Source organism: Kitasatospora setae KM-6054, from assembly GCF_000269985.1.
Lineage (GTDB): Bacteria > Actinomycetota > Actinomycetes > Streptomycetales > Streptomycetaceae > Kitasatospora > Kitasatospora setae.
The window spans coordinates 8245155-8264856 of record NC_016109.1 but is presented as its reverse complement, the minus strand read 5'-3'; the positions used below and the strand labels follow the sequence as shown (position 1 = coordinate 8264856).

At 74.3% G+C, this 19702-nt stretch carries 19 protein-coding genes; 11 read left to right on the top strand and 8 right to left on the bottom strand.

The window, feature by feature from the left end; all coding sequences use genetic code 11:
- The first annotated feature begins 22 nt into the window (after positions 1 to 22).
- Positions 23 to 976, top strand: coding sequence for an alpha/beta hydrolase (locus KSE_RS35955; protein ID WP_033258313.1), 954 nt, complete (start codon positions 23 to 25; stop codon positions 974 to 976).
- A gap of 76 nt (positions 977 to 1052) precedes the next feature.
- Here KSE_RS35955 and KSE_RS35950 read toward each other — a convergent pair whose 3' ends face one another.
- The 4 genes from KSE_RS35950 to KSE_RS35935 all read right to left on the bottom strand — a co-directional run bounded on the left by KSE_RS35950 (position 1053) and on the right by KSE_RS35935 (position 5667).
- Positions 1053 to 2186 (bottom strand): AI-2E family transporter, encoded by a 1134-nt coding sequence (locus tag KSE_RS35950; RefSeq protein WP_063747413.1) that lies wholly within the window; start codon positions 2184 to 2186, stop codon positions 1053 to 1055.
- 554 nt (positions 2187 to 2740) lie between these two features.
- Entirely contained in the window at positions 2741 to 3442 is a 702-nt protein-coding gene (locus KSE_RS35945; protein WP_202523363.1) for a glycerophosphodiester phosphodiesterase, read from the bottom strand.
- A gap of 209 nt (positions 3443 to 3651) precedes the next feature.
- Positions 3652 to 4065 (bottom strand): TOBE domain-containing protein, encoded by a 414-nt coding sequence (locus tag KSE_RS35940; RefSeq protein WP_014140313.1) that lies wholly within the window; start codon positions 4063 to 4065, stop codon positions 3652 to 3654.
- Between the two features lie 285 nt (positions 4066 to 4350).
- Positions 4351 to 5667, bottom strand: coding sequence for an ROK family transcriptional regulator (locus KSE_RS35935; protein ID WP_014140312.1), 1317 nt, complete (start codon positions 5665 to 5667; stop codon positions 4351 to 4353).
- An 84-nt stretch (positions 5668 to 5751) separates the two neighbouring features.
- On the opposite strand from KSE_RS35935, the gene KSE_RS35930 reads away from it, so the two are divergent.
- On the top strand, positions 5752 to 6948 hold the full coding sequence (locus tag KSE_RS35930) for an MFS transporter (RefSeq protein WP_014140311.1): 1197 nt from the start codon (positions 5752 to 5754) through the stop codon (positions 6946 to 6948).
- 171 nt (positions 6949 to 7119) lie between these two features.
- On the opposite strand, the gene KSE_RS35925 is transcribed toward KSE_RS35930, so the two are convergent.
- Positions 7120 to 7764, bottom strand: a complete 645-nt coding sequence (locus KSE_RS35925; RefSeq protein WP_014140310.1) for a class I SAM-dependent methyltransferase — start codon at positions 7762 to 7764, stop codon at positions 7120 to 7122.
- Positions 7765 to 7927: 163 nt separating this feature from the next.
- On the opposite strand from KSE_RS35925, the gene KSE_RS35920 reads away from it, so the two are divergent.
- Both KSE_RS35920 and KSE_RS35915 read left to right on the top strand, forming a co-directional pair.
- Positions 7928 to 8830, top strand: a complete 903-nt coding sequence (locus tag KSE_RS35920) for a deoxyribonuclease IV (RefSeq protein WP_014140309.1) — start codon at positions 7928 to 7930, stop codon at positions 8828 to 8830.
- Positions 8831 to 8890: 60 nt separating this feature from the next.
- Positions 8891 to 9703 carry a TVP38/TMEM64 family protein gene (locus KSE_RS35915; protein WP_014140308.1) on the top strand — a complete coding sequence of 271 codons (813 nt, stop codon included), beginning with the start codon at positions 8891 to 8893 and terminating at the stop codon, positions 9701 to 9703.
- 74 nt (positions 9704 to 9777) lie between these two features.
- On the opposite strand, the gene KSE_RS43175 is transcribed toward KSE_RS35915, so the two are convergent.
- A complete protein-coding gene (locus KSE_RS43175) occupies positions 9778 to 10146 on the bottom strand; it encodes a YrdB family protein (RefSeq protein ID WP_014140307.1) in 369 nt (122 codons plus the stop codon).
- A gap of 136 nt (positions 10147 to 10282) precedes the next feature.
- On the opposite strand from KSE_RS43175, the gene KSE_RS35905 reads away from it, so the two are divergent.
- The 4 genes from KSE_RS35905 (at position 10283) to KSE_RS35890 (ending at position 14014) form a co-directional block, all read left to right on the top strand.
- Complete coding sequence (locus tag KSE_RS35905; RefSeq protein WP_014140306.1) at positions 10283 to 10870, top strand: DinB family protein; 588 nt, start codon at positions 10283 to 10285, stop codon at positions 10868 to 10870.
- A gap of 400 nt (positions 10871 to 11270) precedes the next feature.
- The gene (locus KSE_RS35900; RefSeq protein WP_014140305.1) at positions 11271 to 11669 is read left to right on the top strand and encodes a cell division protein SepF; all 399 of its coding nucleotides are present in this window, start codon (positions 11271 to 11273) and stop codon (positions 11667 to 11669) included.
- A gap of 222 nt (positions 11670 to 11891) precedes the next feature.
- Positions 11892 to 12446 (top strand): TetR/AcrR family transcriptional regulator, encoded by a 555-nt coding sequence (locus KSE_RS35895; RefSeq protein ID WP_033258312.1) that lies wholly within the window; start codon positions 11892 to 11894, stop codon positions 12444 to 12446.
- Positions 12443 to 14014 (top strand): MFS transporter, encoded by a 1572-nt coding sequence (locus tag KSE_RS35890; protein WP_014140303.1) that lies wholly within the window; start codon positions 12443 to 12445, stop codon positions 14012 to 14014. The genes KSE_RS35895 and KSE_RS35890 overlap by 4 nt, the downstream gene beginning before the upstream one ends.
- Positions 14015 to 14119: 105 nt before the next feature.
- Here KSE_RS35890 and KSE_RS46095 read toward each other — a convergent pair whose 3' ends face one another.
- Complete coding sequence (locus KSE_RS46095; RefSeq protein WP_033258311.1) at positions 14120 to 15799, bottom strand: alpha/beta hydrolase; 1680 nt, start codon at positions 15797 to 15799, stop codon at positions 14120 to 14122.
- A 340-nt stretch (positions 15800 to 16139) separates the two neighbouring features.
- On the opposite strand from KSE_RS46095, the gene KSE_RS35880 reads away from it, so the two are divergent.
- Positions 16140 to 16826 carry a hypothetical protein gene (locus KSE_RS35880; RefSeq protein ID WP_051055566.1) on the top strand — a complete coding sequence of 229 codons (687 nt, stop codon included), beginning with the start codon at positions 16140 to 16142 and terminating at the stop codon, positions 16824 to 16826.
- Between the two features lie 97 nt (positions 16827 to 16923).
- On the opposite strand, the gene KSE_RS35875 is transcribed toward KSE_RS35880, so the two are convergent.
- Positions 16924 to 17148, bottom strand: coding sequence for a hypothetical protein (locus KSE_RS35875; protein ID WP_014140300.1), 225 nt, complete (start codon positions 17146 to 17148; stop codon positions 16924 to 16926).
- Between the two features lie 254 nt (positions 17149 to 17402).
- On the opposite strand from KSE_RS35875, the gene KSE_RS35870 reads away from it, so the two are divergent.
- Positions 17403 to 18515, top strand: a complete 1113-nt coding sequence (locus KSE_RS35870) for a right-handed parallel beta-helix repeat-containing protein (RefSeq protein WP_014140299.1) — start codon at positions 17403 to 17405, stop codon at positions 18513 to 18515.
- Positions 18516 to 18586: 71 nt separating this feature from the next.
- On the top strand, positions 18587 to 19642 hold the full coding sequence (locus KSE_RS35865) for a methyltransferase (RefSeq protein ID WP_014140298.1): 1056 nt from the start codon (positions 18587 to 18589) through the stop codon (positions 19640 to 19642).
- Positions 19643 to 19702: the final 60 nt, after the last annotated feature.

Here is a 19702-nt window from a genome sequence, read left to right as displayed (position 1 = left end):
CCAGGAAACGGATGTGGCTGGCATGGAGTTCCACGAAGACATCCTGGGTGCCCCGTACGAAGCGGCGGAGCTCCCACTGATCCCGGACGAGGAGGGGGAGGTCAGCGCCACCCTGGTCCGTCGGCTGGTCGAGGGGTCGAGGCAGGCGGTACTGTACCTGCACGGCTACAACGACTACTTCTTCCAGACCCACCTCGCGGACCACTTCACAGCTGCCGGCTTCTCCTTCTACGCGTTGGACCTCCGCAAGTACGGCAGGTCGCTCCGCCCGCACCACTCCCCCAACTTCGTGACGGATCTCGCCGCGTACGACGAGGAGTTGGACGAGGCGGTCCGGATCATCCGCGAGCTCGACGGCCACACCCGGCTCCTGGTGAACGGGCACTCGACGGGCGGGCTGGTGGCGGCCCTGTGGGCGGCCCGCCGGGTCGGTCGCGGGCTGGTCGACGGGCTGGTCCTCAACAGCCCGTTCCTGTCGATGCCCGCCTCGCCGGCCGTCCGGACCCTGGGCGCCCCCGCGCTCGACTTCATCGGGCGGGCCGCACCGACGCGCAAGCTGCCCGCTCCGCTCAATCCGCACTACGTGCACAGCCTGCACCGGAACCACCGCGGCAGTTGGGAGTTCGACCTCGCCCTGAAGCCGGCCGAGGGGTTCCCGATGTTCGCCGGGTGGCTGGCAGCGATCCAGCGGGGGCACCGGCAGGTGCGCCGCGGCCTCTCGGTCGACTGCCCGGTCCTGCTGATGGCCTCCACCGCGTCCACCGTCACCAACCGGTGGGATCCGGCCCTGATGCACACCGACGCGGTGCTGCGCGCCGATGACATCGCCGCGCTCGCCCCACGTCTCGGCCGGCATGTCACCACAGTCCGGGTGGAGGGCGGGGTGCACGACCTGGTCCTGTCGGCCGAATCGGTCCGCGCCGAGGTGTTCGCCGAGGTGGACCGCTGGATGGCCGCCTACTTCCCCGCTCCCTGACCGTCAGGCCGGAGCCAGCGGCTCCGGCGGGCGCACCGTGCACACCGACGAACCCGTGGGCCTGCGCCCTGGGTGCTCAGGATTCGATCCGGTGGCGCTTCCGATGGCCGCCGGGCGCTCCGGAGCGCTCCACACCGCCCCGGAGGACGGAGACCACCCCGAGCCCGGCGGCGCTGACCGGCACCGCGAGCAGGGCACCGATGATTCCGGCGATCCCTGAGCCCGCCACCACCGCGATCATGATGGTGGCGGGGTGCAGTTCGACCGTCCGGCTCTGGATGAGGGGTTGGAGGATGTTCCCCTCGATCGCCTGCACCGCCAGCACCACCCCGAGGGCCCACAGGGCGGTACCGAGGCCGCCGTTCGCGAGGGCCACCAGGACGGCCACCGTTCCCGACAGGAAGGCACCGACGAAAGGAATGTAGGCGCCCATGAAGACCAGTGCACCGAGTCCGGCCGCTCCGGGGACTCCCAGGACCAGCAACCCGATGGAGATGAACGTGGCGTCGATCAGGGCGATCAGGGTGGTCCCCCGCATGAAGCCGGCCATGGCCGTGAAGGCCTGCTGACCACAGGCGATCACCGTGTCGGCATGCCGGCCGGGCATCAGCTCGTGCATCGCGTCACCGAAACGGTGGCCGTCGCGCAGGAAGAAGAAGACCAGTGCGAGGGCGAGCACGCCCCCGGTCAGCAGTTGGGTGACCAGGCCGAGTCCGGACAGGACTCCGTTGGCCAGCGAGTCCACCAGGGTGCTCCCGGAGCCCGAGCTCTCCTTGAGCGCGTACTGGACCTTGTCGCCGAACGGTCCCAGCCAGGAGGCGATGCGATCGCCCGCCTGCTGGAGGCCGGAGGCGATCTGCGGCGCGCTGTTCACCAGGGAATTGACCAGCAGCGCGATCCCCCCGGTGACCACCAGGACCAGGATCGCGCAGGTCAGCCCTGCTGCTACACCTCGTTTGACGCCCCGGCGGACGAACCAGGGCATCACCGGGTAGAGCAGGGCCGTCGCCAGCAGCGCGATCACCATCGGAATGGTCGCGGCCCGCAGCTCCACCACGACGAAGACGGCGAACGCGCCCACGGTGATGAAGAGGATCACCGCCGTGGACCAGGCGGCGGCCGATCGGACCGCCGGCGGCAGCATCTGGGCCGGCCGTCGGTTGTCCGGGCCGCTGCCGACCGTCGCCGACACGGGCGCCGGTCCCGTCATCCCCCCGACCTCCAGGAAGGGAGCTCCACTTGATGTCGGTTCTCGCGAGGGTCCGTTCGAAGCCGTGGCACGACCGGCAGGGGCCTTCGGTCGACGGCCCGCTGCCTGCTCCGGCGGCTGCGGGCGGCCGTCTCCTCCGCCGGATTCTGTCGGCTGCCCTCCGCCTGCCCGTTTGGCGGAGTCCTCGGCTCCATCACCGTCCCCGCTGGGTACCGACGGGTCCTGGTGGTCGCCCGGATCCTGCGGATTCGGGGAGCCCTCTGCCGTCACCGCCACCTCCGCAGCCAATGCGTCGCCATGATCGTCCAATTTCAACAGACCGCGGTCACATCGACTGGCAGGAGCTGACGGCGCGGCGCGCCACGGCGGGCTGCCGCCCCGGGCCGTCCGCGGCGGCGGCGGCGGGGGTAGCGGCATCCGGGGCGGACACCCCCAGCCGCCCCCGCACCGACCGGTGTCCGGGCTGCGGCGCCAACGGCCTCGACGCCTGGGGCCTGGGCGTCGATCGCCCGGCCGACGGTGCTCGGCCGGGCGCGGGTCGCGCTGTCGGCGGGTCAGGGCCGGTGCTGGTCGATCGTGCGGCGCAGCAGGGTGATCCGGTTGGAGGTCAGCGAGTCGACGCCGAGGGCGAGCATCCGCCGCATGGTGCGGCGCAGGTCCACGGTCCAGGTCGCCAGGCCCAGGCCGGCGTCGTGGACGGAGGCCACCAGCCGTTCGTCGACCAGTCCGAAGGGCGGGTTGAGGTAGCTGGGGCCCAGTTCGGCGAGCAGTCGCTGCTTCGGCAGTTGGAGGCGGTTCCAGGTCAGGGAGATCTCCGCGTCGGCGTCCAGTTCGCGGACGGCGAGCATGGCCACGACCGGACCGCAGAAGGCGACGCGGTCCGCCATTCCCAGGTCGCTGACGGCCTGCCAGGTGGCGGCGGCCGGGCCGCTGTCGTCCAGGTCGATCATCAGCCGGGCACCTTCGGTGGCGGCGACGGCCTGCAGCGCCTCGGCGAGAGTGGGGATCCGGAGCCCCGGGGAGGCCACTTCCGCCAGCTCGTCGAGCGTCACGCGGCCGATCTGGCGTTGGTCGCCCCAGAGGCGTTCGAGGGTGCGGTCGTGGAGCAGGACGGGCACCTCGTCGCGGGTCAGCTGGACGTCGACCTCGACGGCGTCGGCTCCCGCGGCGAGGGCCGCGCTGACCGCCGGCAGGGTGTTCTCGCGGTGCAGGTACGGGTCACCACGGTGGGCAACGGCGCGCACGCGGCTCTTCAACGGAATCGTCCTCTCGCACGGTCGGAACACTCACAGCACTGGCCGCCCCACCACCGGTCGACCGCAGACCCCCGCATCCTAGGCGGCGTCAGTTCGCGGTCCGCTCCCGGCCACCGGTACCAACCGGACAACCCCGTACCGACCCCGACCGACACGGGGCCGGGGCCGGGGCCGGAAGGGCGGGGAGCTCCGTGCGGCCCGGTCCGGTCTCAGCGCCGCTCGACGACCACGTTGGTCGACTTGATCACCGCGGTCGCTGGCGCTCCGGGGACGAGGCCGAGTTCCTCGGCCGAGTCTCGGCTGATCAGGGAAACCACCCGGAACGGACCGGCCTGGATCTCCACCTGGGCGGCGACGTCTCCGAGGACGACCGCGGTCACGATCCCGGGGAACCGGTTCCGGGCCGAGGAGCGCCCCTCCACCTCACCGTTCTCCGGCCGCGCCAGCTCCCGTGCGAACGCCGCGAGTTCCGCCCCGGCGATGATCCGGTGGCCGTGCTCGTCACGCATCGCCGGCAGCCGGCCCGCGTCCACCCACCGCCGCATGGTGTCGGCGCTCACCCCCAGCATCGAGGCGGCCTCGCCGATGCGGTACGGGTGGACGGGTCGGTCGGACATGACCATCGATGCGACTCCGGGGCGTTTCGAGGACGGAACTGGCGGAACTGGCAGCCCCCGCCATCCTGCCGTACCGGCGCCCCTCCCCACGCACACCCCACCATCCGCTGCGGTGAGGCGGCACCGACGGGCGGGCGCGAGCCGATTCGGCCCCCACCGGTGGCACACGGGCCCGATCGCGGTGCGCGGTGGGGTACTCGACCACCAGGACGGACGGGGTAGGGGCGTCCGACGGCGGGGCGAACAGCGCCGGGTCGGACCTCGGTACGACGGACCACCCCAGGGGTGGTCTCACTCGCCGCCGAACAGCTCCCGCCGTACCGCGTCCCCGGCGGTCAGGACCGCGCCCGCCAGCACAGCGCCGCCGCCCGCGGTGCCGGCCCGCACCTCGGTGGCGAGCGGGGACAGCCGGGCGAGGTGCCGTTCGACCCGGTCGGCCAGTTCCGGGCCGCCCGCCTGCCCGATCTCGCCGCCCAGCACCACGCACCCCGGGTCCAGTACGACGCAGATCGCGGAGGCGCCGACGGCGATCCGCAGGGCCAGTTCGTCCAGAAAGCCGTCGGCGCCGGTCTCGACAGCCCGCCGCACCACGGCCTCGGCCATGGGCTCCCGCCCTTCGCCGAGCCATTCACCGTGCTCTTCACCGCGCTCTTCACCGCGCTCGTCACCGGATGCCTCGCAGTCGTGCCCGCTTCCGGTGCCGGGCTCGGAGGTGAGCCCGTGGCGGGCGGCGAGTTCGCAGATGGCCGCGCTCGACACCATGGAGTGGAAGCCGCCGTCGCACTTCGTGGAGTCCGGCAGTCCGGCGGTTCCGGGGACGGGCAGGAATCCGATCTCGCCGGTGCCGCCGGAGGCCCCGCGGCGCAGGCGGCCGTCCAGCACCACGGAGGCGCCGACGCCGTGTCCCAGCCAGATCAGTGCGAAGTCCCGCCTGCCCTGGGCCGCGCCGATGCGGTGCTCGGCGATCCCGGCGAGGTTCACCTCGTTCTCAAGGATCACCTCGGTTCCGGGGCGGGCCCGGAGCGCAGCGAGCAGCTTGGTGTGCCATTCGGGCAGCTTGCCGGAGTTGTTGAGCGCACCGGTCGCCGGGTCGACCAGGCCCGGGGCGCCGACGGCCACGGTGTGGAGTTCGCCGGCGCCGGCCTCGGCCGCGGTGGCGAGCAGCGCTTCGACGGTCCGTTCGACCAGCAGGTCGCCGTCCCCCGCCCCGGCAGCGTCCGCCCCACCACCGTCTCCCGTGCCGGGGGCGGTGGTGGGTGCGGGGGCCGCGATGGTGGCCGTGCCGAGGGTCCGGCCGGTCAGGTCGGCGACCACCAGGCTGACGCCGGTGGAGCGGATGTCGATGCCGGCGAGGTGCGCGCGGTCGCCGACCAGCTCGTACAGCCTGGCGTTGGGGCCCCGGCGCAGCGCGGCGCTCTCGCCGGCGTGGGCGACCAGGCCGCTGCGCTGGAGGCGTTCGAGCAGATCGGCGACGGTGGGCCGGGAGAGCCCGGTCAGCGTGCGCAGGTCGGATGCGGTGAGCGGGCCCCGTTCGAGCAGCAGGTCGAGGGCAAGCCGGTCGTTGATGGCCCGGGCGGTGCTCGGCGTGGCGGTGCGAGCGGTCGTCATGAGCCTGCATCCTTCCAGAGGTTTCTATCAGGCAGGGTCCCTGATAGTTTATTGCCATCCGATCGACCCAAGGGGGACCCCGGCATGGGCGGAACTCTCAAGGACGTCCAGCGCGCCAGGGTGAGCGTGGCGCTGGTCTTCGCCGTTCACGGTGCCGTCACCGGCACCTTCGTCACCCGCATCCCGTGGATCAAGGACCACCTCGACCTGAGCCCCGGCCAGCTCGGGCTCGCGCTGGTGTTCCCGGCCATCGGCGCGTCGGTGGCGATGCCGCTGGCCGGCCGGATCGTGCACCGCCTGGGCGCCCGGACGGCGTTGCAGGGCCTGCTGACGCTGTGGTGCCTGGCCCTGGCGCTACCCGCGCTCTCCCCGCACCTGGTGGTGCTCTGCCTGTCGCTGTTCCTCTACGGCGCGACGGCCGGCATGTCGGACGTCGCGATGAACGCGCAGGGGGTCGAGGTCGAGGAGCGGCTCGGCCGGTCGATCATGTCCGGCCTGCACGGCATGTGGAGCGTCGGCGGCCTGGTCGCCTCCGGGTTCGGCGTGCTGGCGGCCCACCAGCACGTGGACGCCCGCCTGCAGTGCGCGGTGACCGCGGCGATCCTGGCGGTGCTCGCCCAGGTGGTGTCCCGCGGAGTCCTGGACGTCCGGCCGACCGCGGGCGAGGAGGCCCCGCCGCGGTTCGCGCTGCCCCCGAAGGAAGCCCTGGTCATCGGCCTGGTCGGATTCTGCGCGGTGTTCGCCGAGGGCGCCTCGATGGACTGGAGCGGGGTCTACCTCCGTGACATCACCGGCGCCTCCGCCTCCCTCGCCGCCGCCTGCTTCACCGCCTTCTCCGCCACCATGGCCGCGGCCCGACTGGCCGGTGACGCGGTGGTCCGCCGGCTCGGCCCGGTGCGCGCCGTCCGCCTGAGCGGCGTAGTCGCCGCCACCGGCGGCCTGCTGGTGGTGGTCGCGGACACGCCGTACGTGGCCATCCCGGGCTTCGCGCTGATCGGCATCGGCATCGCCGTGGTCGTCCCGCTGGCCTTCGCCGCCGCGGGCCGGGCGGGCAGCAATCCGAGCCAGTCCATCGCCGGTGTCGCCACCATCACCTACACCTCCGGCCTGGTGGCCCCGGCCGTGGTCGGCGGCATCGCCCAGGCCAGCTCGCTGACGGTCTCCTTCGTCGCGGTCACGCTGCTGGCGGCCGCGCTGATCCCGTCCGCGGCGGCGATGCGCCACCGCAACGCGACCGGCTCCCCCGTCGCGGCCTCCGGCTCCCTGGAGCCGACCCACTGACGGACGGCCGGACCATGGGCGGGCGGACGTCCGTCGAGGGGCGCGGGAGATCCACTCCCGCGCCCCTCGGCACGTCCGCGACGGAAACCACCCGCCGCCGCTGCCCTGCGGTCCGCGGCCCCTCGCCTGCCCCGGGGCCCTGCAACTGGACGGCTCGACGGCGGTAGGGCGTCAGTCCGGTCGCCGCTGGGTCACCCGCCAGAGCCGGCGCGGCAGGTCCCCCTCCTCGAACGGCTCGGTCCGCGGCGGGGTCCAGCCGGTCGCCAGGCGGTCGACCAGTTCCGCCGGAAAGAAGTGCACCGCGAAGCCGCCGTGCTCCCAGATGTCGTCGCCGTGTCCCGTCCCGGCCCCGTAGTGCGCGTCGCCGGTGTGCCGGACGGTGTACACCAGGGTGCCGCCTGGTCGCAGGACCCGGCGGACCTCGGCCACCAGGGCTTCCAGCTCGGCCGTGGACAGGGCCATGCAGAACAGCATGTGCGCGTACACCGCGTCGACCGATCCGTCGGGCAGGCCCAGCGGCTCGCGGACGTCCTGGACCAGCGTGCGCACTGCCAGCCCGTCGGCGGCGGCCCGTTCGGCGAGCTGGGCCAGGCCGACGGGGCTGAAGTCCGCCGCGACGACCGTGAAGCCGCAGCGGGCGAGGAAGAGGGCGTCCCGCCCGTGCCCGGCGCCGAGCTCCAGTACCGTTCCGCCGGGGCGGAACACCGTCGCGGCGTACTCGGCCGACTCCGACGGCCGCTCGCCGTACATGCCGGGGTGGGCGCGGTACGTCCGCTCCCAGTGCTCGCGCTGCGCCCGCGCCAGTGACTCGCCCATCCGCCTGACTCTCCTCCGTCCGACCCGGCCCAACCGACCCAACCGGCCCACCGGCCCACCAGCACACCAATCACACCGGCCGACCGGCCGTCGGGCCCACCCGCTCCCCCGTCGCGCCGCCCCGGTGATCTGCGCTTCCATCCTGCCGTGCGATGCTCCTGAGATGGATTCCGCCCCGCGCAACCCGATCGGTGCCCATGTCCCCGTCGCCGGGAGGGGGCTGGCCGGGACGGGGCTGGCCTACGCCGAGAAGGTCGGGGCGGAGGCGGTGCAGGTGTTCGTCGCCAACCCGCGCGGGTGGGCGACTCCGGCCGGGAACCCCGCTCAGGACCTGGCCTTCCGGACGGCCTGCACCGAGCGGGGCGTTCCGGCGTACGTGCACGCGCCGTACCTGATCAACTTCGGCTCCGACTCGGCCGCGACCCGGGAGAAGTCCGCCGAGTCGCTGACCCACTCACTGCACCGCTCGGCGGCGATCGGCGCTCTCGGCGCGGTCGTGCACACCGGGTCCGCGCTCTGCGGCACCCGCGCGGAGGCGCTCGCCCAGGTCCGGGCCCAGGTGCTGCCGATCCTGGACGGCCTCGACCGGTACGGCGCCGACGCCCCGTGGCTGCTGCTGGAGCCCACCGCCGGGCAGGGCAGCTCGCTCTGCTCCCGGATGGACGACCTGGCGGCCTACCTGGACGCCCTGGAGCACCACCCGCTGGTCGGCGTCTGCCTGGACACCTGCCACGCCTTCGCGGCCGGCCACGACCTGGCCGCACCGGGCGGGGTCGACGAGCTCTTCGACGCCCTGCACCGGGCGGTCGGCCCCGGACGGCTGCGACTGATCCACGCCAACGACTCGCAGGACGTCACGGGTGCCCGCAAGGACCGCCACGAGAACATCGGCGCCGGCCACATCGGCACGGCCGCGTTCGCGGCGCTGCTCGCGCACCCCGCGACCGCCGGCGTCCCGCTGATCATCGAGACCCCGGACGGCCGCCACGACCCCGACCGGATCGAGGGCGCCCGCCACGCGGCCGACATCGCCCTGCTCAAGCGGCTGCGCCGCCCCGCTTCCTGAACCGCACCGCCCGCACCCCCGGGCGGGTGGGGACGGCGGACGACCGGTTAAGCTCCCCGGGTGTCCGCCCCGCAGCCCCCGCCCGCGCCCGTCACCTCGGCCGCCTCGGCCGCCATGACCGTCCCGGACACCCCCGCCGAGGCCGCCACAGTCTCCGTGGCGTCCCTGGCCTCCGCGACGTCCGTGCCGCCCGTCGGTCCCGAGGCCCCGGTCGGCGGGGCCCGGCCGCCGGGGCGCCGTCCGGGTCGCGGGGCGCTGCTCCGGCTCGGCGCGCTGTTCGCCCTGCTCGCCGCCGCTTCGGCCTCGCTGCTGCTGTGGGATCCGTCCGCCGTGCTGTCGACCGCTTCGGGGCCGTGGCGGGTCCCGGTCGCGCTCCTCGCGTACGCCTTCGGCACGCTGGTATTCCTGCCCCGTCCGGCGCTGAACGCGGGGATGGGGCTGCTGTTCGGTTCGCTGGGGGGCGTGCCGCTGGCGGTCGCGGGGTCGGTGGTCGGCGCGGCGGCGACGTTCGCCCTGGGGCGTTCGCTGGGGCGCGAGGCGCTGCGGCCGCTGGTGCGCGGCAGGGTGTTGACGGAGATCGACCGCCGCCTGTCCGAGCGGGGGTTCCGCAGCGTGCTGCTGGTCCGGCTGTTCCCGGGGGCGCCGTTCCAGGCCGGCAACTTCGCGTGCGCGTTCTCCGGCGTCGGGTTCTGGCCCTACCTGGCGGGCACCGCGCTCGGCGTCCTGCCGAGCACCACCGCGTACGTGGTGGCGGGGGCGAGCGCGGGTTCGCCGACCTCGCCGACGTTCCTGCTCTCCGCCGCGGTGATCGTCGCGATGTGCGTGTACAGCGCCGTCAAGCTGTGGCGCGCCCGCCCGCGCCGCTCCACCTGACCGCGCCCCGCCCCCGCCCACGGCCCGCGACGCACAGCTCGACGGGACCGGAACCGGGGCCGGGCCGGACCGTCCTAGCGCTCGATCGCGGGCGACCACTCGCCGAGGGACCGCAGCGCCACCGTGTTGACGGCCATCACGGCGCCGAGGCCGAGTGCCCAGCCGGGGTAGCCGCCGACCGCGAGCAGCGCGACCGCGCCGCCCCAGACCAGCAGTTGCACTCCGTACCAGAGCGCCGGCGAGTCGCGCACCGGCCGCCGGGGCGCCGCGTAGCGGCCCCACAGCACGATCGCCAGGGCCGGCAGGGCCGGCGCGAGCAGCACCCGCAGCGCTACCGGGCCGTCCGGCCAGGCCCGGTAGCCGCCGATCGCCAGCGCGACCAGCGAGGCCAGTTCGAGCAGCAGGCGCAGCATCAGCTGCGTCCCCGTCACCGCCTTGCGCACGTCCGTGCCCCTCCCCGTCCCACCGCGCCGATGGTCGGCTCTTCCTACCACGGCAACCGCCGCTTCCGGTCCGCCCGAGCGCCCTCGGCCCGAAAAGGACTCGCCCATCCGATCCGTTCTGCCCCACCATGTCCGCATGACGGACACCTCCTCGAACGCGAACGCGAACACGGGCACGAGCACGAGCACGGGCACCGGCACTGCCGCGAGCACCGGCACCGATCGGGTCAGCCCGCCCTTCGCCGCCGACGAAGCGGCCATGCTCGGCGCCTGGCTGGACTTCCACCGCTCCACGCTCGCCCTCAAGTGCGAGGGGTTGACCCCCGATCAGCTGCGCGAGCGCGCCTGTCCGCCGTCCTCGCTGTCGCTGCTCGGGCTGGTGCGGCACATGACGGAGGTGGAGCGCCACTGGTTCCGCAAGGTGCTGGCCGGGCAGGCCCTGGATCCGGCCGGCGGCTACTGGACCGAGGAGTTCCCGGACGGCGACTTCGACCTGGTGGACGGGGCCGACCCGGTCACCGACAGCGCGCTCTGGCAGGCGGAGGTGGCGTTCGCCCGCTCGGCCGCCGCCAGTGTGTCGTTGGACACGGTCGGCGCAAGCCGGTGGCGCGGCAACGACGTGACGCTGCGTTGGATCCTGGTGCACATGATCGAGGAGTACGCCCGCCACAACGGCCACGCCGACCTGCTCCGGGAGCGGATCGACGGCGCCACCGGCGAGTAGCCCGTCCGGCGGCACGCACACCCCTCTCGCACGCCCCAACGGCCCCTGCCCCGCACGGCCTTCGCCCGGTACGGCGCCCGGCCGCGTCCGCGCGCCCCCCGGCGGCGACCCGCCACCTCGAGGTGAAGCCGTTACATGATTGTTGACAGCCAGTCAACTAGCCTCGGAGCACCACCGATAGGGTCGTCACGCGCAACCGTTCACCGGCCGGTCGCGTCGTTGCGGGTATCCGGGCGACCACGGATCCTCCCCCGCGCCACAACCCGTCCGGTGGGCGCAAGCGGGCACATCCACGGTGATCAGTGCGATACTCGGACAGTTCCAACAAGTGGATGACGTGTCAAAACGACCCGTCGTCCCCCGGGGGACGAGTACGGAACGAGACAGGGAGGCGCGGTCAATGGGAGCACTTCGCGACGAGCACCACAACGGGTGGCTGATGCCTTCCGGCAGCTACCCGGCCGCGGTGTACGAGGAGCAGTGGGAGGGCGAGGAGACGCTGCCGAGCAGCGTCCAGAGCAGCCCCACCAAGATCGTCTCGCTCCGGCCGACCGGCTTCGAGGCCGCCCGCACCGTGGGTGAGCACATCCGCGCCGCCACCCCGGTGGTGATGGACCTCACCGAGATGGACGACGCCGAGGCCAAGCGGATGGTCGACTTCGCCTCCGGTCTGATCTTCGGCACCCGCGGCGGTATCGAGCGGATCGCCCGCCGGGTGTTCCTGCTCACCCCGGCCGACGTCGAGGTGATGGTCATCGACCGCCCGCTCGACGAGACGGGCTTCTACAACCAGAGCTGACCGGGCCGGCGGGCCGCCGCCCCGGCCCCACGAGCCCCCGCAGCCCACACGCCCCGCACTTCCCGGACCCCGCGCCCCGCGCGGGGTCTTCGGCATGTCCGGACCCCGCGCGCCCCCGCGCCACCGCGCCACCCACCGAAGGCACCCCCTCCCCCACCCCCTCCGTGAGACACAGGAAGAAAAATTGAGACATCAATGTCTCATATGCGCTATCCTCTTCTCATGGCAACCGACCGTGACTCCGTCCTTGAGGCGGCCGTGGGCATCCTGTCCCGGCGCCCGACGGCCCACCTCGACGAGATCGCCCGCGCCGCCGGCATCAGCCGCGCCACGCTGCACCGGATCTTCCCGGGCCGCGAGGCGCTGATCCTGGAGGTGGGCGCCCTCGGCCTGCGCCGCTTCTCCGCCGCGCTGGACACCGCGCGGGTCGAGGAGGGCAACGCCGAGGCCGCGCTGCGCCGCCTGGTGGACGCGGTGGTCCCGGATGCCGCGCTGTGCGCCTTCCTCGCCGGGGAGAACCAGCTGTACGACCACGAGGAGATCAACGACCTCTGGGAGCTCCAGGACGCCCGGGTCCGCGCGCTGTTCCTGCGCGGGCAGCAGGAGGGGGTGTTCCGGGTCGAGCTCTCGGCCGCCTGGCTGAGCGAGGCGTTCTTCGACCTGGTGGCCGGCATCGGCTGGGCCGTGCAGGAAGGCCGGCTCGCCCCTCGCGAAAGCGCGTTCTCGCTCGCCGAGCTGTTCCTCGGCGGTGCTCTACGGAGACCTGATACCCCATGAGTTCCACCCTCGTCGCCCGGTCCGGCCACCGCTGGGCCGGTCTCGGCGTCCTCGTGCTCGCCGTCACCCTGGTGGCGGTGGACGCGACGGTGCTCTCCCTCGCCATCCCCTCGATCACCGAGACCCTCCGCCCGTCCGGCACCCAGCTGCTGTGGATCGGCGACGTCTACTCCTTCGTGCTGGCCGGCCTGCTGGTGTCGATGGGCGCGCTCAGCGACCGGCTGGGCCGCAAGCGGGTGCTGCTGGCGGGCTCGGTCGCGTTCGGCGCGGCCTCGCTGCTGGCGGCGTACGCGCCGGGCCCCGGCTGGCTGGTGCTGGCCCGGGCGCTGCTGGGGGTGGCCGGTGCGACGATCATGCCGTCCACGCTGTCGCTGATCCGCACGCTGTTCCCGGACCCGCGGGAGCGGGCCACCGCGATCGGCGTCTGGGGCGCGGGCGCCGCGGCCGGTGCCGCGCTGGGCCCGCTGGTGGGCGGCGTGCTGCTGGAGCACTTCTGGTGGGGTTCGGTGTTCCTGCTGAACCTGCCGGTGATGGTGCTGCTGCTGGTGTTCGGCGCCTGGCTGCTGCCGGAGTCGCGCGATCCGCGACCGGGCCGGTGGGACGTGCTGAGCGTGCTGCTGTCGATGGCCGGCGTGATCGGCGCGGTGTACGGCGTCAAGGAGCTCGCCGTGCACGGCCTGGAGTCGTGGACGACCCCGCTGGTGTTCGCGCTGGGCGCGGCCGCGCTGGCGCTGTTCGTCCGGCGCCAGCTCCGGCTGGAGACCCCGCTGCTGGACGTCCGGCTGTTCCGGAACGCGCGGTTCACGGCGGCGGTGGTGTCCTCACTGATCTGCCTGATCGGCCTCTCCGGTGTGATCTTCTTCATGTCGCAGTACCTGCAGCTGGTCCGCGGCTACTCCCCGCTGCACGCGGGCTTCGCCGAGCTGCCGGCCTTCGTCGGCTCGGTGGCGGGCGGTCTGCTGACGGCCCGCCTGGTCCGGCGCGCGGGCGCCCGCCGGGTGCTGACGGTGAGCCTGTTCGTGATGGGCCTGGGCATCGGCGTGCTGGGCTTCATCCGGGTGGACAGCGCCTACCTGCTGCTCGGCTCGTCCTTCCTGGCGCTGGGCACCGCCGAGGGCGTGGTGTACACGCTCTCCTCGGACCTGGTGCTGGGCGCCGCCCCGGCCGACAGGGCGGGTGCCGCCTCGGCCGTGTCGGAGACGGCGTACGAGCTGGGCGCGGCGCTGGGCATCGCCCTGGTCGGCTCGATCGTGACGGCGCTGTACGCGGGTTCGCTGTCCGTTCCGGCGGGCGTCGACCCGGCGCTGGCCGCGCAGGCCGAGGAGTCGCTGGGCGGTGCCCAGGAGTCCGCGGCCGCCCTCCCGGCGGGCCCGGCCGAGCAGCTGATCGCCAACGCGGACAGCGCGTTCGTGCACGGTGTGACGGTCGCGGCCTGGGTCTCGGCGGCTCTGCTGCTGGCGGCCGCCGCGCTGGCCCACCGCCTGCTGCGCGAGCGGAAGGGCGCCGCCGAGCACCCGGTCGCGGACCACCCGTCGGCCGAACCCGCCAAGGCGCCCGCGCACCACTGACGCGCGGCACGCGCGACGCACACAGCACGCGCGGCGCACGCGGCACACGCGGCGCACGCGGCACGCACGAGAGAGCGCCGGACGCACACGCCCCCGCCCCGCCCGTCAGGGGTGGTCCGCCAGGTACCCGACCAGCCGGTCGGTGTCCTGCTCGGTCCACCCGGCGGGCGGGGCGATCCGCGCCCAGGCTTCGGCGGGCATCAGCCCGTAGCGGTGCCCGTGCCCCTCGGGGACCGCCTCGGAGGCCGCCAGGTCGCAGGTGACCTGCCAGAACGTCACCAGCGGGTACCAGCGCATGGTCGGGGAGACGTCGTGGGCGCGCTGTCCTTCGAGCCACTGCGGCTTGCGCCAGATCAGCGCGGGCTCCCACCACACCACCGGGTCGCTGCCGTTCTGCAGGTAGACGACCCGGGTCTGTTCCCAGGGCGCGTCCGCCGGCACCGCGAAGTCGGACGGCAGCTGGGCGAAGCGGACGTTCCGCCCCTCCTGGTAGACCGGCCGCCAGACCGGGCTGCCGGGTTGCCGGGCGTCGGTGACGTCCTCCCGCAGCGGGTTGTCGGGGGTCGGGCCGACCAGCAGCGCTCCCCCGGTCTGCTCGGTGAGCTGCGGGACGCCGCCGGGGAAGGCCCGCTCGGTGGCGTACGAGCCGAGGCTCTCGCCGGCCACCATCAGCCGGGGCCGGGAGGCGGCGGGCAGTTGCGACCAGCGGGCGCGCACCGCGTCGTAGAGGGCCTGGCCGGCGTCGGTCGCCTCGCCCTCGGTGAGGAAGGAGATCCAGCTCGGCAGGTACGAGTACTGGTAGGCGACCTCGGCACTGTCGCCGTCGTACAGGTACTCCACCGGTTTGGCGATCTTCTCGTTGACCCAGCCGCTGCCGGTGGTGCCGAGCACCACCAGGACCTTCCGTTCGAAGCCGCCGGCCCGTTCGAGTTCGGCGACCGCGCGCCGGGCGCGTTCGCGCAGGCCGGCGCCGGTCCGGGCGCCCTCGGCGAAGGAGGTGCCGTCGACCGAGCGCAGTCCGACGTAGGCCCGCACCGGGTCCTTGGCGGGGCGGCCGGTGAAGCCGGAGATCTGCGCGGCGGTGGGGGCGTTCCCGACGAAGTCGCGGCCCTTGGCGCCGAGGCTGTCCCAGCTCTCGTACGAGGCGGGGCTGCCGGAGAGCGTCGGCGAGGTCGGCCGGACGGTGCCGGGGCTGGTGGAGCGGTCGGTGAGGGCGGCGCCGCGTTCGGCCAGGTCGAGCAGGCCGCGCAGCAGGAAGCCCTCGACGAAGCCGACCACCAGCACGGTGGCGAGCGCGGCGGCCCCGGCGGCGGCCGCCCAGTTCGGGACGGCCCGGCCGAGGACCGCGCGCAGCCGGTCGGTGCCGAGCCGGACCGTCCGGGCGCACAGCACCAGCAGCGCGCCGAGCAGCAGCGCGACGGGGAGCACCAGGGCCCACTGCCACCAGGAGATCCGCGGGTCCATGCCGACGGCCCGCCGCAGGTCGCCCTGCCAGCGGACGCTCCACGCGGTGGCCGTCACCACCGCGGCCGAGCCGACCCCGACCAGCGCCCAGCGGGCGACCGGCCGGGCCCGGCCCTCCAGCCGCAGCCCGCAGGCCCGGGTGAGGTGGCCGAGGAACGCGCCGATGCCGTAGCCGAACGCGGCGGTGATCGCGCCCGCGGCGGCCTGCAGATACCAGGGGCGGGGCAGCAGGGAGGGCGTGAAGGACAGGCAGTAGAACACCACCGCCCCCGCCAGCGCGCCCCAGCTCGGCCACCGCCGTACGATCCGCCGCTCCCCCACCGCCGCCCTCCCGTCCCGGTCCGCCGGACCGCCGTCACCGCTGCCGTCAGCACTGCCGTCAGCACTGCCGTCACCACCGCCTCCGGTGCCGGGGCGGTGACCGGTCATACGTATCTCGCCGTCGGTGCCGCCGATCTGACGGCCCGTCCGGCTCCCCCCAATGGCGCAACGCCGCTGGCCCCGGGCCCCACCGGGCTCCGACGATGGGGGCGTAGGGCGGACGCGCGTCCGGACACGGGCCGCGGGCCCCCGGGACGGCCGAACAGCAGGACGACGGAACGACCCAACGACCGCGGCGCGCACGGGGCCGGCGCGGTTCTGAGCGAAAGGGTGCATCGCGATGCGAGACGCGGAGCGGAACGGTTCGGACCGGGGGCTGGTCCGGCAGGGCCGGGTGGAGCCGCCGGAGCGTCCGGGGCGGCGCCCGGGGCGGCGCGGCCTGCGGGTGTCGCTGGCGGTGGCCGGTGCGGCCGCCGGGATCACGGTGGTCGCGGCCTGCGGCGGCACCTCGGGCGAGGACCCGGTGCAGGCCGCGATGTCGACGTTCACGGTCGGGGCGCCGGAGACGGCGAGCTTCTCGGGCAAGCCGCCGTCCGCCTTCGCCTCCGCGCACGGGTCGGCGCTGGCCTCGGCGTCGGCGGCGGAGGCGTCCGCCTCGGAGCGCGCCGCCTCGTTCGAGGCCTCGGCCAACGCCCAGTTGGAGAGCACCCGGGCGAAGGCGGCCGAGGTGCTGGCGGCCGTCCCGGACGCGGGCAACGCGATGACGGACGTGACGCTGACCGGGGTGCCGAACTCGACGTCCGGCGACCTGACGGCGGCGATCGTCACGGTCACCAACAGCACCCAGGAGACCCGCTCCTACGCGGTCCAGGTCGACTTCACCGACAACACCGGCAAGAGCGTGGACAGCCAGGTGGTCGGCGTGGAGCACCTCGCGGGCGGCGCGACCGCCAACCCGGTGGTGTTCAGCAAGCTGGGCAAGGACGTGAACCTGATCCCGGTGGTGGTGAAGGCGTACCGCTACTGACCGCCGCACCGCCCGAACGTCGAGGCGCCCGGGTTCCCGCCGGCCGGCGGGAACACGGGCGCCTCGGTGTCGCGGTCCTCCGCCGCGCGGCGGGCGTTCAGTTGACGGACCGGAGGATGACGTCCTCGTAGTCCCAGCCGGGGTCCTCCTCCTCGTCCGGCCGGGCCCCCTCGATGAGCTCGGCGAGCGGCTCGGCGAAGCCGAAGGGGTCGGTGAGGGAGTCGCTGAGGGAGTCGGTGAGGGAGCCCGTGAAGGGCTCGGCGAAGGGGTCGGCGGGGAGGAGTCCGGTCGGTTCGGCGGTTCGTCCGTTCTGGGTGTCCATGGGTCCATAGTGGTTCGGCCCGCAGGTGCGGGCCCGGTGCCCGGCCGCAGATCCCCCCGATCGGGTGTACGGGTGGTACCGCCCTCCCGGCGCGGCCCCGGTGCCGTCGTCCGGTGCCACCCGGTCGGCGGGTGCGGGCAACCCGGGTGCGCGCGCCCGGCTGGCCGGGGCCGGGGCGCGACCTTAGCTTCGAGGCGGTGGACGTGCCCGCTCGCCGTCCACGTCCGCGACTTCTGGAAGCCGGCTGCTCTTCGATGACTCCTCTCCGCACTCCGGCGCGCCCGCTCGTCCGGGCCGCCGCCGTCCTGCTGTCCTGCGCCGCCTCGGTGCCCACCGCGCTGGCCGCCGCCCCGGCGGCGACCGCCCCGACCGGGCGGACCGTGCACCGGGTCGCGCCCGGCGGCTCGGTGCAGGCCGCGCTCGACGCGGCCGCCCCGGGCGACGTGGTGGAGCTGGCCGCGGGCCGCTACCCGGGCAGCGTGACGCTGGCCACCGACGGCGTGACCCTGCGCGGCCAGGGCGCCGGCACCGTCCTGGTGCCCGACCCGGCCGACCGCGGCTCCTGCGCGCAGGCCGGCAACGGCGTCTGCGTGACCGGGAGTTCGGACGACCGGGGCGCGCCGGTGCGCACCCTGTCGGGGGCGGTGGTGGAGTCGCTGACGGTGGCGGGCTTCCCGCGCAACGGCATCGGCGCGGCCGTCACCGACCGGCTGACGGTGCGCCGGGTGTCGGTGCGCGACAACGGCATGCAGGGCATCAGTGTCGAGATGTCGACCCGGACCGCGCTGACCGACAACGAGGCCCGGGACAACGGCCAGGCCGGGATCTTCGTCGCCAACTGGTACGACCGCAAGGGCGGCGCGCTGGAGACCCGGGGCACCGAGGTGTCGGAGAACCGGCTGACCGGCAACCGGATCGGCCTGCAGCTGCGCCGGGTCCGCGGGCTGACCGCGGAGGCCAACCTGGTGTCCGGGAACTGCGGCGGCGTGTTCGTGGTCGGCGACGACGGGGTGCCGCGGGCCGGGGCGCTGACCGTCCGGGACAACGTGGTGCGGGCCAACAACCGGTACTGCCCGCCGATCCCGCGGCTCGACTCCGTCCAGGGCACCGGGATCCTGCTGACCGGCACCGAGGACGTCACGGTCTCCGGCAACCGGATCACCGACCACAGCGGGGCGTCCCCGATGTCGGGCGGCGTCGTGCTGTACCCGAGCGCGGTCGGCGCGCCGAACGCCCGGGCCACCGTCACCGGCAACGCGCTGGACGGCAACCTGCCCGCCGACCTCGCCGACCGGGACCCGCGGGGCACCGGCAACGCGTTCACCGACAACGCCTGCCGCGTCTCCGAACCGGCCGGCCACTGCTGAGGCCCTTCCCCGGAAAACCGAACGCCCGCACGACCGAAGCTCCGAAGGAATCCGAAGAAAGGCGCATCCCCATGACCTCCGCGACGACCACCGCGACCGCCGCTCCCCCGTCCGAACCGTCCGTCCCGCCCGCGATGCTGCTGCGCGAGCTGGTGTTCGGCGCCGCCTGCGCCGGCGCCGTCCGGGCCGCCGCCAGCCTGCGGCTGCCCGACGCGCTGGAGGAGGAGCCGGCCGGGCCCGAGGAGCTGGCCGGGCGGCTGGGCGTCGAGCCCGGCCCGCTGCGGCGGCTGCTACGCGCGCTGTCCTGCTACGAGGTGTTCGCCGAGGACGCCGACGGCCGCTACCGGCACACCCCGCTGTCGCGCCTGCTGCGCTCCGACGAGCCGGGCAGCCTGCGCGACATCGCGCTGTGGTGCACCGAGCCGTGGACCTGGCAGTCCTGGTCCCGGCTGGACGACGCGGTGCGCACCGGGCGCAGCGTGTTCGGGGACGCCTTCGGCAAGGAGTTCTTCCAGTACCTGCACGACGACGCGCCGGAGTCCGCCGCGCTGTTCAACCGGGCGATGACCCAGTCCAGCCGGCAGTCCGCGCAGGACCTGGCCGGGTTCCTGGACCTGGCGGGCGTCTCCTCGGTGGCCGACATCGGCGGCGGCCAGGGCCAGGTGCTGGCCGAGCTGATGGAGCGCCACCCCGGCCTGCGCGGCACTCTGCTGGACCTGCCGAAGGTGGTGGAGCACGCGGACGCCCGGCTGCTGCCCGGCGGGCCGCTGGCCGACCGGGCCCGACTGGTGCCCGGGGACTGCCGGGTCGAGGTGCCGGTGCGGGCGGACCTGTACCTGGTGAAGAACATCCTGGAGTGGGACGACGACTCGACCCGCCGGACGCTGCGCAACCTGCGCGCGGCGGCCGCGCCGGGGGCCCGGGTGGTGATCGTGGAGAACCTGGTGGACGACTCCCTCTCGATGCGGTTCACCACCGCGATGGACCTGCTCCTGCTGCTGAACGTCGGCGGCGCCAAGCACACCCTGGGCAGCCTGACCGCGCTGATCGCCGAGTCGGGGCTGCACCTGGACGCCATCGACCCGGTCAACCCGTACCTGCACGCCTTCTCCTGCACCGTCCCGTAGCCGGCGCGCACGCGGAAGGGGCCCGTCCGCACCGGGACGAGCCCCTTCCGCGTGCGGCGA

What these genes read in the sequence shown, in the direction of transcription:
- KSE_RS35880 (WP_051055566.1), top strand. Translation starts at nt 16,140, where the DNA reads ATGCGAGACGCGGAGCGGAACGGTTCGGACCGGGGGCTGGTCCGGCAG.
- KSE_RS35955 (WP_033258313.1), top strand. Translation starts at nt 23, where the DNA reads ATGGAGTTCCACGAAGACATCCTGGGTGCCCCGTACGAAGCGGCGGAG.
- KSE_RS35900 (WP_014140305.1), top strand. Translation starts at nt 11,271, where the DNA reads ATGGGAGCACTTCGCGACGAGCACCACAACGGGTGGCTGATGCCTTCC.
- KSE_RS35940 (WP_014140313.1), bottom strand. Translation starts at nt 4,065, where the DNA reads ATGGTCATGTCCGACCGACCCGTCCACCCGTACCGCATCGGCGAGGCC.
- KSE_RS35935 (WP_014140312.1), bottom strand. Translation starts at nt 5,667, where the DNA reads ATGACGACCGCTCGCACCGCCACGCCGAGCACCGCCCGGGCCATCAAC.
- KSE_RS35890 (WP_014140303.1), top strand. Translation starts at nt 12,443, where the DNA reads ATGAGTTCCACCCTCGTCGCCCGGTCCGGCCACCGCTGGGCCGGTCTC.
- KSE_RS35930 (WP_014140311.1), top strand. Translation starts at nt 5,752, where the DNA reads ATGGGCGGAACTCTCAAGGACGTCCAGCGCGCCAGGGTGAGCGTGGCG.
- KSE_RS35865 (WP_014140298.1), top strand. Translation starts at nt 18,587, where the DNA reads ATGACCTCCGCGACGACCACCGCGACCGCCGCTCCCCCGTCCGAACCG.
- KSE_RS35905 (WP_014140306.1), top strand. Translation starts at nt 10,283, where the DNA reads ATGACGGACACCTCCTCGAACGCGAACGCGAACACGGGCACGAGCACG.
- KSE_RS35950 (WP_063747413.1), bottom strand. Translation starts at nt 2,186, where the DNA reads ATGACGGGACCGGCGCCCGTGTCGGCGACGGTCGGCAGCGGCCCGGAC.
- KSE_RS35895 (WP_033258312.1), top strand. Translation starts at nt 11,892, where the DNA reads ATGGCAACCGACCGTGACTCCGTCCTTGAGGCGGCCGTGGGCATCCTG.
- KSE_RS35925 (WP_014140310.1), bottom strand. Translation starts at nt 7,764, where the DNA reads ATGGGCGAGTCACTGGCGCGGGCGCAGCGCGAGCACTGGGAGCGGACG.
- KSE_RS35870 (WP_014140299.1), top strand. Translation starts at nt 17,403, where the DNA reads ATGACTCCTCTCCGCACTCCGGCGCGCCCGCTCGTCCGGGCCGCCGCC.
- KSE_RS35920 (WP_014140309.1), top strand. Translation starts at nt 7,928, where the DNA reads ATGGATTCCGCCCCGCGCAACCCGATCGGTGCCCATGTCCCCGTCGCC.
- KSE_RS35875 (WP_014140300.1), bottom strand. Translation starts at nt 17,148, where the DNA reads ATGGACACCCAGAACGGACGAACCGCCGAACCGACCGGACTCCTCCCC.